Annotated in this window: 13 protein-coding genes; 10 read left to right on the forward strand and 3 right to left on the reverse strand. The window is 35.6% G+C overall.

Annotated features, from left to right (window positions below; translation table 11 throughout):
• The first annotated feature begins 78 nt into the window (after window positions 1-78).
• Both ACRXC1_RS01810 and ACRXC1_RS01815 read left to right on the forward strand, forming a co-directional pair.
• Window positions 79-1,128, forward strand: coding sequence for a hypothetical protein (locus tag ACRXC1_RS01810; protein WP_433656040.1), 1,050 nt, complete (start codon window positions 79-81; stop codon window positions 1,126-1,128).
• Between the two features lie 52 nt (window positions 1,129-1,180).
• Window positions 1,181-1,909, forward strand: coding sequence for a LysM peptidoglycan-binding domain-containing protein (locus ACRXC1_RS01815; RefSeq protein ID WP_433656042.1), 729 nt, complete (start codon window positions 1,181-1,183; stop codon window positions 1,907-1,909).
• On the opposite strand, the gene ACRXC1_RS01820 is transcribed toward ACRXC1_RS01815, so the two are convergent.
• Window positions 1,906-4,065 (reverse strand): ATP-binding protein, encoded by a 2,160-nt coding sequence (locus tag ACRXC1_RS01820; RefSeq protein ID WP_433656044.1) that lies wholly within the window; start codon window positions 4,063-4,065, stop codon window positions 1,906-1,908. The genes ACRXC1_RS01815 and ACRXC1_RS01820 overlap by 4 nt on opposite strands.
• A 55-nt stretch (window positions 4,066-4,120) precedes the next feature.
• Here ACRXC1_RS01820 and ACRXC1_RS01825 point away from each other — a divergent pair, with 55 nt between their 5' ends.
• From ACRXC1_RS01825 to ACRXC1_RS01860, 8 genes are all read left to right on the forward strand, one after another.
• Window positions 4,121-7,075, forward strand: a complete 2,955-nt coding sequence (locus ACRXC1_RS01825) for a FecR domain-containing protein (protein ID WP_433656046.1) — start codon at window positions 4,121-4,123, stop codon at window positions 7,073-7,075.
• 10 nt (window positions 7,076-7,085) lie between these two features.
• Window positions 7,086-7,487, forward strand: a complete 402-nt coding sequence (locus ACRXC1_RS01830) for a response regulator (RefSeq protein WP_433656048.1) — start codon at window positions 7,086-7,088, stop codon at window positions 7,485-7,487.
• 107 nt (window positions 7,488-7,594) lie between these two features.
• A complete protein-coding gene (locus ACRXC1_RS01835) occupies window positions 7,595-7,984 on the forward strand; it encodes a hypothetical protein (protein ID WP_433656050.1) in 390 nt (129 codons plus the stop codon).
• A gap of 160 nt (window positions 7,985-8,144) precedes the next feature.
• Window positions 8,145-8,528: a hypothetical protein gene (locus tag ACRXC1_RS01840; protein ID WP_433656052.1), complete on the forward strand. Its 384-nt coding sequence runs from the start codon at window positions 8,145-8,147 to the stop codon at window positions 8,526-8,528.
• Between the two features lie 73 nt (window positions 8,529-8,601).
• Window positions 8,602-9,294: a hypothetical protein gene (locus ACRXC1_RS01845; protein ID WP_433656054.1), complete on the forward strand. Its 693-nt coding sequence runs from the start codon at window positions 8,602-8,604 to the stop codon at window positions 9,292-9,294.
• A gap of 170 nt (window positions 9,295-9,464) precedes the next feature.
• Window positions 9,465-11,264, forward strand: coding sequence for a DEAD/DEAH box helicase (locus ACRXC1_RS01850; protein ID WP_433656056.1), 1,800 nt, complete (start codon window positions 9,465-9,467; stop codon window positions 11,262-11,264).
• A gap of 4 nt (window positions 11,265-11,268) precedes the next feature.
• Window positions 11,269-12,426 carry an NAD(P)/FAD-dependent oxidoreductase gene (locus tag ACRXC1_RS01855; RefSeq protein ID WP_433656058.1) on the forward strand — a complete coding sequence of 386 codons (1,158 nt, stop codon included), beginning with the start codon at window positions 11,269-11,271 and terminating at the stop codon, window positions 12,424-12,426.
• Between the two features lie 7 nt (window positions 12,427-12,433).
• The gene (locus ACRXC1_RS01860; RefSeq protein ID WP_433656060.1) at window positions 12,434-13,501 is read left to right on the forward strand and encodes a UDP-N-acetylglucosamine--N-acetylmuramyl-(pentapeptide) pyrophosphoryl-undecaprenol N-acetylglucosamine transferase; all 1,068 of its coding nucleotides are present in this window, start codon (window positions 12,434-12,436) and stop codon (window positions 13,499-13,501) included.
• On the opposite strand, the gene ACRXC1_RS01865 is transcribed toward ACRXC1_RS01860, so the two are convergent.
• Together ACRXC1_RS01865 and typA are read right to left on the reverse strand one after the other, a co-directional pair.
• Window positions 13,490-14,191 (reverse strand): response regulator transcription factor, encoded by a 702-nt coding sequence (locus tag ACRXC1_RS01865; RefSeq protein ID WP_392857551.1) that lies wholly within the window; start codon window positions 14,189-14,191, stop codon window positions 13,490-13,492. The two genes, ACRXC1_RS01860 and ACRXC1_RS01865, sit on opposite strands and share 12 nt — an antisense overlap.
• Before the next feature lie 233 nt (window positions 14,192-14,424).
• Window positions 14,425-16,266, reverse strand: coding sequence for a translational GTPase TypA (gene typA, locus ACRXC1_RS01870; protein ID WP_392910037.1), 1,842 nt, complete (start codon window positions 16,264-16,266; stop codon window positions 14,425-14,427).
• Window positions 16,267-16,317 lie beyond the last annotated feature (51 nt).

The raw sequence follows: 16,317 nt of genomic DNA on the forward strand, positions 1-16,317 counted from the left end.
CACTGAAATTACATACATTGAATGCTGTTCAACTTTTGATATAATCAAAATTAATTTATTAACCGATACTGGGTAAATGTGGAAAAATTAAAAGCTATCTTACTAATGTGTGTCTTAATGTTGCCAGTGGCCGCAGAGCCGCTTGATTTTAAAGAGATCATAAAAAGTAAGAAGATTAAGTATATTAAGGTTCCGTATCGTGTCTCGATGGATAAGGAGCGATTATCACAGATTTATAAGATATTTATTAAAGATGATTCAATTGTCAGTATTAGTCATCCCATGGTTGTAAAGACTATTAATACAAATCCTGATACAAATTTCTCAAACCTTAAGAAGTCACAGCGCTTTAAGCTATATGTATCTGTTGATCTTTTGGATTGGGATAAATTATCAAAGTATCAACTTAGTGTTAAAGAGTCTGAAAGGATTGCTCAGAAGAGTCTAGATCGAGTAAAGGAGCGTTTAGAAGAATCTCCATTTCGCTATTCTGTATTCTATATGGCCTCATATGGGAGTTTCGCTCAGGAAAATCCGGCCCATGCGGATGTGACATTTCTTCAAAATTCACCTATCTCTTTTGGATTAAGCACATCTTTTTATCCGAAAGAGAAACCGTATAACTTGTCTGGTAGTATTTATTATTCTTACTTAACAACTGCCCTTATTGATCAGACAGATGAAGAGGTTAAGGTGGACCCCGAAATCGGTGGTAATATTTACTTCTCGTATAAGTTGGATTCACCAAGAATGTCATTATATGGAGGAGTCGACTTTGAAAAATTTAATACTTTCAATCTTGAAAACTTACAAGTTAATGGGCTTGTCACCTTTGATACAAATCAAGTGACCTATCTCACAATAGGAATGTCAAAGTCAGTTGACCTTTTTGGTCATCAATTTTTTACGAAACTAAGTTACTCTCACTCAATAGTTTCAAGACGAACAAATAGCTATAGTGCCTCAGAATTTAATGATAGTTTCAGTGGTAGTAAGATTTTATTCTATCTATTTAAAAACTTAGGTAACAACTTCTTTGCTCATAGTCTATTTAAGTATCACTGGATGAGTGGGCCTTCAGACATCACAACTTTTAGGCTTGGTGTTGGTTTCGGTTATATTCTTTAATAAGTCTAAACTTATTTTACTTTAGTCCGACATATAGTATTGAGGAGAAAGTATGAAAAGTTGTTCAGTTTTGTCGGGAATGTTTTTACTATTAGCATTTCAATCATGTTCATTTGATTCTTATAATTTAGCAGAACAGTTGGCTATGGAGGAAGATGGCCAGGAAATGGCAATCGTTGAGTCTGAAGATGAAATGGTATTTGATCTTGGAAAAGTTGGAACAGGTAATGAACATACGATCCTTAGATCCGATACGATATATGAGGATGTACCAAAGACATCCCTAGTTGAAAAAGAAATTACATATGAAAAGGAAAGGTCTCCGGCTTCAGCGGATAGTGTAGAGAGCTTCGACCTCTATGTTGTAAAAGAACATGATACGGCCATGAAGATTGCATTTTACTTATATAAAGATATTAGAAAGTGGAGAGAGATTAAAGAGTTAAATGGAACAACGAACCTTTTTACTGGTCAAACAATTAAAGTACCAAAAATTCCAGAAACCTTAAATTATGCTCGTCCTGAGGGAAATCCTTATCTCATTAGAAAAGATGATACCTTAGGAAGAATCTCTCAACAATTCTACCGTGGTAATAGCAAGTACTGGGTTAATATCTGGGATAATAATAAAGAAATTATTGATGATTATGATTTAATCTTCCCTGGTTTTACTCTCTACTATAAAGACTATGAAGTCGTGAAAAAAGAATACAGAGAGGTGAGAGCTAAGTATGACTTCTCTAATCCAAAAAGACGAAATATTAGCTCTACTAAGAATTAAATTTTAAGAGATAGCTCAAAGGTCGTACCTTCGTTTTCCTTAGAGTTAACTTTAATAGTTCCATTGAGTTTCTCTACTGCTTCTTTTACTGCACTCATTCCTATTCCGCGACCAGAGTATTGAGAAACATTGTCACGTGTTGAAAAGTTAGGGTCAAATATCTTTGACATAAGTTCATGCTCACTTAGTTTGTCGACACTTTCTTTATCGTATATCTTTTCAAGTTTTCCACGAATCGCCTCCAAATTTAAGCCGCCACCATCATCACTTATTGTCACAAGGATTTCTTTGTCATGTTTTTTTATATCTAGTTTAATTTCACCAGCTTCTTCCTTTCTATTTTCAAGTCTTTTTGTGTTGATTTCAATACCATGATCAAGACTATTCTTAAACACATGTACGAGGGCATTTGAGAGTTCTTGGATTTTCTCTGGCTCAACTCGATAGTCTGACTCAGGAATGATAAGTTCCTTCATTGGCTTATTTAAGCTTTTTGATAATTTTCTAACTAGGTTCGGGTAAGGAGTAAATAAGCTAGATATTGATTTCTTATCAAGGAAGTTGTGAAGAATATTTTTTCCTTCTTCTCCTAGTTGTGAAAGGGAGTTCTTTAGGTAATTAAGATCATCATTAGAGATATTTATTGTATTTCCATTTGAAAATTTATTTTCTAACTCGTCAATAGATTGATTAATAAGATCCTTAGCTAATGCAGCTCTTCCTTTTATATCTTGTGTAATGTTTTTATTTTCATTTTTTGTCTGAATGAATTCTTCACATTCAATGGCATATTGTTGAATATCAATAAATGAATATGTGGCAAATCCTCCATTAATTGTATGGAAGACCATTAGTGCACGATCATTGAAATTTTCTGACTCTGGGGCTTCAATGATCTCATCAAGTAAAGTATTTGCTTCAGAGACGAGATTCTTGATAACGTCTTTATTTAAGACAAATTCTGTTACTTTATTAATATAGGCTTCTTTCTTACTTATATCAGCTTGGAGAATAAGCTCTTGTGTAATATCTGTTGCAAGGACTACAATCCCACCAAGGCTCTCGTCTAGCATAAGAGGATAGTAATCTAGTTTGATATGCTTGAAATCGTCTTCCCCAATATGTCCAGCTTCAAAAGATGAAGGACCAAGAGGGGCGCAACTTGAAAAAGGCATTTTTTCAGAGAATGTTATCTCTAACCATTTTTCAACAGCAGTAGGATTCTTGTCCTTAATATAGCTAACAAAATCTCTATCTTTTGGTTTATCTCCAAATATTTCTAGACACGAGTTCGTAAAGAGATCAGAACATGTACCATCTGGTTTTATGACAAAGAGTCCTTGTGAAAGTGAATTAAGCATCGCTGTTATATAGGCATTAGCATCTTTTAGATCTTTTGTTCTCTCGTCAACTAAACGCTCTAAATCTTTACTATAGATATCGAGCTTCTTATTTGCCTCTTCAAGCTTAACGATCATATCTTGTTTTTGATCTAAAAGAGACTTAATTTCATGAGACATTGTATTGATGCTATCACCGAGAATCTTTAATTCATCATTGGTTTTAACGGAAACTTCATTTTCATAGTCACCATTTGATATTTCCACAGTTCTTTTGATAATTTTTAATATTGGATTTGTGATACTTCTAGCAAAGAAGATTGTTAGTATTAAAACAATACCAAATATGATGAGTGAAAAATACAGATTCTTCTTCATTAAATAATCAAGTGATGCAAATGCTTTGTTTTTATTTATGTAGGCTATGGTGACATAGTTAGAGTTTTGATTCTTAATAATTCCAGTTAAAAAGCTTTGATTATTGATCCTTAACTCTTTAACAATAGCTTGAGATGATACTTCTTTAATCAGTTCAGATTGATATATGCTTTCATCACCATAGATAACTCTTCCTTCTTTCACTAAAATATAAGAGAAGACTTTATCTGAGTTCATGATAGATTTTACATCTTCTAGTGAAGAACGACTTATTTCTCGATCTACAATTTCTGTGCTTCTTAAAACATTTTCAAAAATGTAAGACTCTTTATCATCTTGAAAGACTTGATACGTATAATAGAGGTTAAAAGATGTGACAAGGATTAGTATAAGTAGGCCACATGATAATATTTTATTTCTAAGATTTAAAAAGTGCATTTTTATCCCATATGATTTTTATTTTATTTATATGTTAGACTAAATAAATAAAATTATGAACAAGTTAAAATCTTCTCACTTAAATCTATTCGAATCTTCCCTGATCGTTGTCGGTACTTTACTGGTTGGGTTGGGTATTTATCTAGGACAAAACTTATCTAATATTGATCTCATCTCTTCTGAGTTGGTTATGATTGGAAATAATGAGGCGGGCATAGCAAAGAGAAAGACAGAAAGAAGTATTTCTTGGGGAAGTATTAATTCGAAGGATAAGATTTTTAATAATGATCAAGTATTCACTAATACTCAACAAAACCTCGATATTAATTTAAAAAATAAAACTCGCCTAAATATTAAGCCAAATAGTTTGCTTCGTATCCAATTGAATGATGAAAATCAAATAAGTCTCGACTTAGGACAGGGGAATGTCGAGGTTGATGCTACAAAGGTTGATCAAGCAGTGGAAATTAAGCGAAATGATGCTGTTGTCGAAATCAAGAAAGGAAGTACAGTCAAGGTCGAAAAAATAGAAGGGGCGAAGTACGGTGTGAAATTAGTGAAGGGGAGTGCTTCGCTAATTCGTAAGAAAGGTGGCAAACCCATTGAATCGGTAATTGAATTGGGTAAGCCTGTTTTAGTTAACCTTGGGGAAGATCTTGTCGAAAAAACAAAGGCGATAGAAATTATAGAGACTCAAACAACACCTATTAAAAAGGGATTGATTGAAAATGATATTATTGATCGCAATATTGAACATCAAGAGATCATAAAGTTAAATAATGAGCTTCCTGACCCTAATGCAAAATATGTGTACGTTAAGTCTGTCAATAATCCAAGTAAGCCTATAAAGATAAAAGTAGAAAAGAATGCTTTCAATGTATCAATGCTAACTGCTGGAAAATATATTGTATCTGATCATTATATGTTTCCAACTGTGGATAGCTTTAGGATTTTTGGCCAAAGAAAGGATGTGCAATCGAACACTATTGTTAAAGGTGTTGAAAATAAAGAAGAACTACTTGAAAAGAAGGTTGTGGACTTAAGTGTTGATGACAAAGTTAGTATTAATAAAATAGGTAAGAATAAGAATCTCAGATTTGTTTATATTAAGCCTTTGGCCTTAGAAGTTGCTCCAAGTCGGATGACTGTTGTAGGAAACACGATAAAGGCATCAGCTTTGGCCGTTGGGAGCTATTTAGTCTCTTCTTCACCTGCAATGAAGACAGTCGATATATTAGAAGTACAAAAGAGTCGAGGTAGTGAAAGACTTGTTGTAAATGAGAAGGTTGATATCAGTAATAATGAGAAGGTTATTCTAAGTAAGAATGCCTTATCGAAAAATATTAAATATGCCTATTTGAAACCAGCTTATGAGAAGGTTGCTCCTGTTAAAATAAGTGTTTCAAGTGGAATAGCCAATGTCCAACACCTTACTGTTGGGAAGTATCTTATTTCAAAAGATCCTAACCTTAATGAAGTTGATAGCTTTGATATTATAAAATCAGAAGTAAAGAAAAATAGAATTGTAGCCAAACCTGTGGAGAGTAAGTATGTCTCACTTCTTGAAAGTAATGAAGTTGATATGCTTAAACAGGATAAGATTGGATTACAAAATCAAGCAATCAATAATAAAGTCAAATCCGTTTATATTAGAGCAACTAGTAATAATAAGAATGAAAGTGTTAAAGTCTTAAAGGCCAATGTCGTTGATAAGAAAATCGATGTTAGTGGTCTATCTTTTGGAAAATACCTAGTCTCTCCAACTCCTGATTTTGCTAGTTTTGATAGTCTCGATATTGTTGCTTCAAAACAAGATCCTATAAATGTGGAGTCGAGGGAAATTGATTATGATGAACCGGTTAAAGTAAAGCTCAACGTAAGAAAAGGAATTCAGTCAAAAGTTACAGTTGAATATCCAAAACTTAAACAGAAGAAAGAATATATCGTCGAAGATAATGATTTTAGTTTTCCATCTCTTGATCAAGAATCAATTAAAATAAGTGTTGCACCTATTATTGCAAGTGCTGCCTTGATCCCAAGTGTTGGTTTGACTTCTCCTGTTGTCGGGCAAGAAAATATGAAACTAGAATCTTCTGCTAGTGCTGCAAATGATTCACTTATTTATAAAAAGAATTTAGATTTAAAACTTAAAGATCCATATCAGGTTAAGGAAATAAAAGCGATCTCGTTAGAAGAAGAGATTGTAACATCTATAAAAATCAATCGTCCTTTTAAATCTAATAAGCACGTTGCTAATCTAATTAATAAAGATGATAAGAAAGTTGTACCTATAAAGGTGAATAAGAGAGGTGTTTTAGAGAGTAAAAATCTCAAAGCCGGAGATTATCGCTTAGAGGTTGTTAATAATGAAAGTGGAATTAGATTACTGGATAAAGACATTATCGTTGGACAAGCCGTTCTTATTAAACAAGAGAAGGTTGATAATAAAAAAGATGTGATTATAAATACTCTTACATGGGACGTGCCGGGTGAGAAAGATGCCGTACAAAAGGTCCTTAAGCAAGCAAGTTATCAAGTTGAAGTTTTTGATTCAGCTAACAAGCTCGTTCTCCAAAAGGAGTTGAGTAAGAATACATTAAACTTTGAGAGTAAGAAAGTTAGTGATTATAGAATAAAGGTTTCAAAAAAAAATGCAGGAAAGCTCACCCCACTAGGAGAAAAAAGCTTTAAAGTTAAGCCTCCTAAGAACCTACACCCAAAAGAGTTAAAGAAGTATGTAATGAAGTATAATTCAAAAAAGCTATGTTATGAAGTTGAGCTTCCAACTTATCATACTGCCCAAAAATACTTTATAGAAATTTATCGCGATAGTGAGATGAAGAAAATTGTACGTGAGATTTGGTCTGATGAATCGAATTATTGCTGGCGTAGTAATCGAGATGGAAAATATTTTTTCAGATATAAGTATATTGATTATTGGGGTAGTGGTTCAAGATATTCAGATATTTCAGAAATCATCTTCCCAATTTCTCCCCTAACTGATTTTTAAAGGTTATTTTATGAGTTATGAGCAAAAGAAAGTTTTTGTTGTCGATGATATGGATACTCTAAGGGAGACAATTGTTGCTCACCTAAGAGAAGAAGGCTTTGGCCGTATCTACCAAGCAATTGATGGTGTCGACGCTTTAAAGAAATTAGAAGAACTTCATAAAAGAAGTGAGAAGATTGATCTCATTTTCTCTGATATCAATATGCCTAATATGAATGGTATTGAGCTTTTAAAAGAATTAAAAAGCGATGATCGTTTTAAAAATGTACCAGTTGTCATGCTAAGTTCTGAAAATGAAAAAGAAATTGTCATGGAAGCAGTTATGAGTGGAGCTGCTAACTATATTCTAAAACCCTTTACAAAAATGACTTTGCGAAGCAAGCTTTCGGAACTCGATAAAATTATGGGTTAATGTTTTCTTAATCTTTCTCAATTTGTATGAACTTGATTTGTCGAGCAAATTAGATATTGATAGGTTTTCCTATATCAAAATGTGAATTCTATTGAGAGGGAGGATTTATGCCTAAAATGTTAAAGGGATTTCTGTGTTTACTTGTGCTTATAACGGGCCTTAATTCATTTGCAAATGATCAGACAGATAGTGACCAAACAACTGAACCAATGCCTGTGCCGCTAAGTACTGCTTGTATGGTACAAGGAAATTTTGGTGATAACTTACCAATAAGAATAAAAATGACTCGTGTCTTTCATGAATGGGGCAAAAAGCGCATTATTGATAATACAACGATGGAAGAGTGTTATGGGATCGCTGGCGACATTGCCAACCTTGATATTGGAATTAAAGATGTAAAAACTGGTGAGATCATTAAGACAATTTCTGCGAAACTTTGGTTTAAGAATTTTGAAACTTCAGAATTTATTGAAGATGAAGTATACCGCGATTTCTAGAGTAAATTCAGGCACTTGAGGCTCTTTTAAATTCAAAGGGCCTCCTTAATTTCGTGTGTACCTTTTATACAGCACTTGTAATGCTTTCAAATTGAAATGAAATATTCTTTATTGATGATAGTCTGGCTTTAGCTCAATTCTAAAATTAAAGGAAATTATCATGAAGGCATTTTTATTCGCACTCTTCGCTCTATTGATCTCTGCTAGTCCATTTGCTAGTGATCTTGAGCTTCAAGAGAAGCTAAATACAATCAAAGAAGAAATTTATGATCAGGAGCACCAGAGTGCTGCTTTTGATATCACAATTATAAAAAGACAAAAGGCCCTTGATAACCTTCTTTTAAAGAGACAAATTTTAGCCGAAGAGACGGCATTACAACATGTTATAAGAAACCTTGAGGATCGCATGGCCCATAATGAATACTCGGCGGACGAAGAAGATCGTATTCTCGATGCATTGAATACGTTACTAGAAGTTAGTGCGGCGGATGGGGAAGATGCCATTGATCGTTTCTTCGATGATCACAAAGACAATAGAGAATAATATAGTTTTATTTGGCCATCCTGTTGAGGTTTATTATTTTGCCCAAATTTTCAAAAGGTGGTAAATAGGTGGCATGAAGACTCTTATTTTAGTATTTGCGGCGATTTCATCATATGCAATTAATATCAAAAAATTTGAAATAGATTACCGTGAAAAATCAAAAGAATTTGATGTCTCAATGCTTTCTGGAAAAAAGAAGGGGATTCGCTTCTATCAAGGAACAATAAGTGATACGATTGCCCAGCCTGTAGACAAGGTTCTAGAGACTGTTCTTGCCTTTGATAAGCGTTGTAATAACGAGTATAGGGATAAGCGTACGCTATCTGCTAAAAGTATCTCATGTCCATTCTCAAGTGATTCTCTAATCGAATCAGTAATAATCAAAGATCTTAAAGTAAAAAAACTGGAAAAGAATGAAATTAAGCGTTTTGTCGTAAAGCGCAGATCCTATAATCGCGGTCTTTATACATATAATGATCTTATTCGTGTCTATCGTTATATGGATGGCTTTAAGATCACGATGGAGATGATGAATGATAAGCAATCTGAAGCCTATATCGCTTCTCCTCTTAGTAATAACAGTGTGATGCAAACCTCTGGTGGGGTTTACTATATTATGCCGGCCTCTGGCGGTAAAACTCGCTATACATATACATTCACTTGCAGCACGGATCACTGGTTACTTAATAAATCGATAACGGTCTCAACATTTTTTAGCAACATGGCCAAAAATTTACGATCTGAATTTGAGACAATTAAAAATTGAACAATTGTATTATTTCCATGGCCCTTGAAACACAGCGTCTAGCGTGTTACAGTCCCGGAAATTAAGAAAATACGCCTATTTATCAATGACGGTCACTTAGTCATTATCCCGCTCTTGAATCGAGCAACATCCGTGGCCAGCATTCTAGGCTAGCGTTTAAGGAGTCAAAATTGAATTTTAACGAAATTCCACTTAGGGAATCGCTGCTTCGTGCACTCGAAGATAGAGGTTTCGAAACAGCAACAGATATCCAGTCTCAAGCTATCCCACTACTAATTGAAAAGGACACTGACTTTGTTGGTCAGGCCCAGACAGGGACAGGAAAGACTGCGGCCTTCTCTCTTCCACTACTTCATCTTCTAGATACTAGTAGTAAATCAATTCAAGCAATCATTCTTTCTCCTACGAGAGAGCTTGCTAATCAGATTTGTGATGAAATTAAGAAACTATCAACACATGACAATATTAAAACAATGTCAGTATATGGTGGTACACCAATTGATAATCAAATTAGAAACCTAAAGAAGATTAAACCACAAATTGTTGTCGGTACTCCAGGACGTGTTCTTGATCTTATCGGTAGACGTGTACTTCAACTTGCAGAAGTTAAATATGCTGTTTTAGATGAAGCTGATGAAATGCTAGATATGGGATTCCTTGATGATGTTAAGGAAATTCTAGCTCAAGCTGAAAATAAGAAGACGTGGATGTTCTCAGCAACTATGCCACCGGCAATTCTTGATTTAATTAAGAATTACCTTGATGAACCAGAAATTGTAAGAGTTCAAAAGAAGACTCTTTCAAATGATAATATCACTCAGAAGTTTTACCTAGTTCGTGATCAAAATATGAGAGAAGCGGTTTGTCGTCTTCTTGATGCTGTTGAAGACTACTACGGGATTATCTTCACAAAGACAAAGCTTGAAGCAAGCTCTCTTTGTGATGAATTAAATCTAAGAGGTTATCTTGCAGACTCTCTTCACGGAGATATGGACCAGAAGCACCGTGATGTAACAATGAAGAAGTTCAAGAATAAGAAAGTTAAACTTCTTGTATGTACTGACGTTGCTGCTCGTGGGATTGATGTTGATCACTTAACTCACGTTTTCAACTATGGCCTTCCACAAGACCTTGAGTCTTATGTTCACCGTATTGGTCGTACAGGACGTGCTGGTCAAAAAGGTTTAGCTCTTTCAGTTATTTCACCAAGTGAAATTAGAAAGATCTCTGCTCTTGAAAGACTAACAAAGGCAAAAATTGAAAGAGAAAGAATTCCAACTGTCGATACTCTTAAAGGTGCTATGGTTCGTCGTAAGCTTAATCACTTTGATGAAATCTTTGAAGAGCTTGAAAGTGATGACAACCTTGATGAAAGTTTCAGTATTTTCGCTGAAAACTTTGATCATCTAGAAAAAGAACAAGTACTAAGAGCTATGTACATGTCACTATTCTCTGATAATCTAAAGCGTTTTGAAATGAATCCAATTATTGATATGGAGCCAAGACAAAGAGGAGAGAGAGGAGAGCGTGGAGAGCGTGGTGCTCGTGGTGAAGTTAGAGCTGACAATCGTGGAAATATCCGTTGTTTCGTAAACTATGGACGTGATGACGGTGCTCAAATTAAGTCTTTCCTAGATGCAATTGCTGGTGAGCTTAATATTGACCAAAGAAAGATCCGCAACGTTCAATTAAAAGAGAAGTTCTCTTTCATTGATATTCCTATCGAAAGTGGAAAACTACTTATTAACGGTGAAGAGCAAGTATTCATTGGTAATAAGAAACTAAGGTTTGAAGCGACAAAAGAGCGCTCACGTGATGGTGGACGCGATGGTAATCGTGGTGGACGTTTTGGTCGTGGTGGCGATCGCGGTGGACGCGGTGGTGATCGTGGCGGTCGTGGTGGTTTTGGTAACCGTCGCAACTCAACACGTTCAAACGGTAATAGAGGAAACTCTCGCAGCTCAATCTAATTAAATGAAAAAATATGATGTCATAATCATTGGTGCTGGTGCCGCAGGTTTATTCTGCGGCATTCATGCTGCCAAGAGAGGAAGAAGCGTTTTAATTCTTGAAGGTGCCAAAGGCCCAGGGAAGAAGATTCTTGTCTCAGGTGGAGGCCGTTGCAACTTCACCAACCTTGATGTCACGCCTAATTTCTATGTTTCAAGTAATCCTCATTTTTGTAAGTCGGCCTTAAGCCAGTACACGAATTGGGATTTTATTTCTTTTATTTCTGAACACAATTTAACGTATACAGAAAAGACTCTAGGGCAGCTCTTTTGTGATCAAAAGTCTCGTGGGATCCTAGAGGCCCTACAAAAGTCTATTCCAAGTAACTGTGAATTGAGAGTAAATAGTCGTGTTGTCGATGTCGAATATGAAGAAGAGTATGTGGTTTCTTTAAGTGATGGAATAACCTTCACAAGCGAAACACTCGTTCTTGCAACAGGTGGCCTTTCTTTTCCTGGGCTTGGTGCTACCGATATCGGTTACCGTGTGGCCAAAAAGTTTGGTCATAAGTTAATCGAGACGACACCGGCACTTGTACCGTTCACGCTGGATAAGGTTAATACGAATCTGGCAGGTATTGCAATTGAATCGGAAGTAAAAGTAGGGAATATGAAGTTTCTAGAAAATATTCTATGGACTCACAAGGGACTAAGTGGTCCTTCAATCCTAAAAGCATCTTTGTATTGGAATAAGAAAGATGAAGTAAAAATTAATTTCCTTCCAAAATCTGATCTTTATGAGATCTTAAAAGAACATAAGAAGAAGAATCTCGTAAATGCTTTAAAGGAGCATCTTCCAACCCGTTTTGTTGAGCTTTGGCTTACACAACATGAGCTTCCTTTAAATAGAAATTGTGCTGAATTGTCTGGAGCACAAAAAGAAAAACTTATCGAAGTTATGCACCATTGGACCTTTGTACCAAGTGGAACTGAAGGTTATCGAAAGGCCGAAGTTACGAGAGGTGGTGTCGATACAAATCAAGTGAGCTCTAAATCAATGGAGAGTCGATTACAAAAGAATCTTTACTTTGTAGGTGAAGTTCTTGATGTTACAGGACTTCTTGGAGGATATAACTTCCAATGGGCCTGGTCTTCTGGCTATGTAGCTGCAAAATATGTATAATTTCTCTATGAGAAATAAGAAAAAAGAAAAAGCAGTCATATTTACTGGTGGTGGAAGCGGTGGACACATCGTTCCTGCTCTTACTTTAATTGAAAAATTAAAGCAGGATGGAGTAAGAATTTACTATATCGGCTCTTATTATGGAATTGAGTCTAAACTAACTCAAGGTAAGGTTAATCGCTATATTGGTGTTTCAACGGGCAAACTTAGAAGATATTTAGACTGGCAAAACGTGACAGATATTTTTCGCTTAATGATTGGGCTAATCCAATGCTTTTACTATCTTGCCCATATTCGAATGAGAGCAAATACAATCGTATCAATGGGTGGCTTCGTTAGTGTTCCAACTGTTGTTGCGGGAAAACTCTTAGGCTATAAGATTATTGTTCATGAACAGACTTCTCGCGTGGGGCTCGCAAATAAGATTGCTTCACTATTTGCTCACCGTGTATTTGTAAGTTTTAAAGATTCATTAAAATACTTTCCTCAAAAAATTGTTCGCTATTCTGGTTATCCTGTACGGGATGAATTTAAGACGACTCAGTTGAAGACTCGTACCTTCAATGGCATTGAATTAAAAGATTCTGAAGCACCTATTTTATTTATCACTGGAGGCGGAAATGGTTCAAAGCTTTTAAATGATAAAATTAAGGAGAATTTAGACTCGTTAACAAAGCAATTTGTGGTTATCCATCAAGTGGGAAGCCAGTATATTGATGAATATAGCTCTCTTGAAAGTAATCGCTATTATCCAGTTGCTTTCCTTGGGGACGAGATGCCAGATCTTATGAAGGCCGCAAAATATATTATTTCTCGCTCTGGTGCTGGAACAGTCGCGGAATTAATTGCGATTGGAAAACCAAGCCTTTATATTCCACTAAAGATTGCTCAAAAAAATGAACAATATCATAATGCAATGGAAGCAAATCGTCTTTTGGGATCAGTTGTTATTACTGAGGATGAATTTGGAAATTGTGATTTACTTGAAGAAATTAAAAAAATCCCATCACATGCTACCCCTCAAGATAGGGAGCATGCGAGTGAGATTATATTAAAAGAAATTTTACAGTCTTAGTAGGACACCGCGAGACTTAATCGTCTTGATGTAGTTTGAGAAAGGTTTAATCTTTCTTCTTAGATTCGATAGGTGAGTATCAATATTTTGTGAGTTTACATCACTGTCGGCCCAAACAACTTGAGAGATATGATCTCTTGAAAAGATTTTGTTAGGGTTAGAAGCAAGTAGTGTAATGATCTTATACTCAGTTGTCGTGAGTTTAATTTCTTTACCTTCAAGAGTGACATTTTGTTGATCAAGGTTGATTGAAAAATTATGATCTTCAAAATTAATCTCATTCTTCTTTTTACGACGGTGCTTACTTTTCTTAGCTTCAACCTTATTTTTAATACGAGCAACTAGTTCATTAATAGTAACTGGCTTAACAATAAAGTCTTGTGCACCAATCTCAAGTCCTTTTACACAAGCTTCCTCTGAAGGATCTCCCGTTAAGAAGATAACAGGAGTGCGTGGTGCTAGTTCTCTGGCCTTGCTGAATAGTTCGAAGCCATTCACTTCTGGCATGTGAAGATCCAGTACCATGATGTCTGTTTTATTAGTGTTTAAGAAACTTAGTAACTCCAGAGGATTCTGAATTAACTCCAGATCAAAATCATCCTCAAGAAGATCTTGGTAGTTCTCTAAATTATCGCTGTCGTCGTCAACGATTGTTACGTGTGGCTTATGTGCCTTTAAAGATTTTGACATGATTCAACTTCTCATTCTTTAGTTTTGAACTATAACATGTTGATTTTAAAGGTTGCTTCATATAATCGTCAATAAGATAAATATATGCTCGTCGCGTCTTTGTGGAATAATTTATAGAATTTCTTTAATTATAGGTACTTAAGGAGCTGTAATCTTGATAAAAAAAAGCCCCTAGTTTCTCTCTAGGGGCCTATATTCGTAGCTTAAAAAATATTTAATGCCGACAATTTTGCCTAATCTTTACTCTTTTTTTCTTTTCTAACTACTGAACGTTTATTAGCAGCAAGCTCTTTCTTTCTGATACGAATATTTTGTGGAGTTACTTCAACCCACTCATCATTATCAATCCAGTCTAGTGCCCACTCAAGAGTTCTTGGTCTAACAGGAGGAAGGATAATGTTTTCATCTTTACCAGCAGTTCTTACAGAAGTAAGTTGTTTACCACGACAAACGTTAACGTTCGCGTCGTTTTCTTTTTTACTTTCACCTACTACCATTCCTTCATAAACCATATCACCTGGCTCAACAAAGAATTCACCGTTGTTTAGAAGGTTGAATAGAGCATAACCTGTAACTTTACCTGTTCTGTCTGAGATGATTGCTCCATTTTGACGAGCAAGCATGTCACCAGCATATGGACGGTAACCTAGGAATTCTGTCGAAAGGATTCCTTCACCACGAGTGTCAGTCATGAAAGCACCACGGTATCCAATTAGACCACGTGATGGAATTTCAAACTCAACTCTTGTACGCCCTTCACCAATTGGCATCATTGAAGACATGATCCCTTTTCTGATTGAAAGCTTCTCTGTAACAACTCCTGTGAAATCTTCAGGAACATCAAGAACAGCTAGTTCGTATGGCTCATGCTTTTGACCATCAATTTCTTGGAAAAGAACTTCTGGTCTTGAAACCATAAGCTCAAACCCTTTACGTCTTAGTTCTTCGAATACGATAGCGATTTGAAGTTCACCACGTCCTTTAAGTTTATATACTTTAGCATCGTCAGTACCTTCGTACTGAAGAGCAACGTTTAAACGACAAGCATCTTGTAAAAATTCTTCTAACTTTCTAGAAGTTAGGTATTCACCTTCTTGCCCACTCATTGGAGATGTTGAAACGGAAACGTTTACAGCAACAGTTGGTGGCTCAACTTCAATTCTCTCTAGAGGATTTTGAGCTGTTGTTGGTGTGATTGTATCTCCAATATGAACCTCTTCAATACCTGCACAAATTACGATCTCACCAGCATGGGCTTCATTAACCTCAACTGTTTGTAGACCTGAGTAAGTTTGAATATTTGAAACTTTAAAGTTCTTAGTTTTACCATCACCGATACAAGTGAATTGTTGGTTTTTAACAATTGTACCTTTGTGGATACGACCTACAAACTGCTGTCCTAGGAATTTTGAGTATGTAAGGTTCGATACTAGAAGTTGTAGTGGAGATTCAACGTCTCTTTCTGGCTCAGGGAAGTAATCAGATACCATAAAGTCTAGTACTGGAATCATGTCATCTCTAACTACACCTGGCTCCATTGCGGCCCAACCATTCTTAGCTGAAGCATAGATGAAAGGGATATCAATATCGAAATCTTCAACTTCAAGTTCTGTCGCAATTTCAAGAAGTAGGTCTTCACATTCACCTTTTACTTCGTCAATTCTTTGGTCTGGACGGTCAACCTTGTTGATAATAACGGCAACCTTAAGTCCACGTGAAAGTGCTTTTCTAAGTACAAAACGAGTTTGCGGAAGAGGACCTTCTGATGCGTCTACTAAAAGTAGTACACCATCAACCATCATTAGTGATCTTTCTACTTCTCCACCAAAGTCCGCGTGGCCTGGAGTATCAAGTAGGTTAATCTTTGTGTCTTTGTAAAAGAAAGAACAGTTTTTAGCTGTAATTGTAATCCCGCGTTCTTTTTCGATCTCGCCAGAGTCCATTACTCTCTCTTCAACTTCAGCGCGTTCGTCAAAAGTATTTGATTGCTTTAGGATTTCATCAACCATGGTTGTTTTACCGTGGTCAACGTGCGCAACTACTGCGATGTTTTTTAGTTTCTCGAATTGACTCATTGTGCCCCTTTCTTGTCTGTCTTATCTGCTTTCTATTAATGAATTTATTTG

The organism is Halobacteriovorax sp. GFR8 (genome assembly GCF_050955245.1).
Taxonomy (GTDB): Bacteria; Bdellovibrionota; Bacteriovoracia; order Bacteriovoracales; family Bacteriovoracaceae; genus Halobacteriovorax_A.

Bases quoted from the DNA above. Each gene is read 5' to 3' on its own strand.
- ACRXC1_RS01815 (WP_433656042.1), top strand. From the start codon at position 1,181: ATGAAAAGTTGTTCAGTTTTGTCGGGAATGTTTTTACTATTAGCATTT.
- ACRXC1_RS01820 (WP_433656044.1), bottom strand. From the start codon at position 4,065: ATGCACTTTTTAAATCTTAGAAATAAAATATTATCATGTGGCCTACTT.
- ACRXC1_RS01825 (WP_433656046.1), top strand. From the start codon at position 4,121: ATGAACAAGTTAAAATCTTCTCACTTAAATCTATTCGAATCTTCCCTG.
- ACRXC1_RS01830 (WP_433656048.1), top strand. From the start codon at position 7,086: ATGAGTTATGAGCAAAAGAAAGTTTTTGTTGTCGATGATATGGATACT.
- ACRXC1_RS01835 (WP_433656050.1), top strand. From the start codon at position 7,595: ATGCCTAAAATGTTAAAGGGATTTCTGTGTTTACTTGTGCTTATAACG.
- ACRXC1_RS01840 (WP_433656052.1), top strand. From the start codon at position 8,145: ATGAAGGCATTTTTATTCGCACTCTTCGCTCTATTGATCTCTGCTAGT.
- ACRXC1_RS01845 (WP_433656054.1), top strand. From the start codon at position 8,602: ATGAAGACTCTTATTTTAGTATTTGCGGCGATTTCATCATATGCAATT.
- ACRXC1_RS01855 (WP_433656058.1), top strand. From the start codon at position 11,269: ATGAAAAAATATGATGTCATAATCATTGGTGCTGGTGCCGCAGGTTTA.
- ACRXC1_RS01860 (WP_433656060.1), top strand. From the start codon at position 12,434: ATGAGAAATAAGAAAAAAGAAAAAGCAGTCATATTTACTGGTGGTGGA.
- ACRXC1_RS01865 (WP_392857551.1), bottom strand. From the start codon at position 14,191: ATGTCAAAATCTTTAAAGGCACATAAGCCACACGTAACAATCGTTGAC.
- typA (WP_392910037.1), bottom strand. From the start codon at position 16,266: ATGAGTCAATTCGAGAAACTAAAAAACATCGCAGTAGTTGCGCACGTT.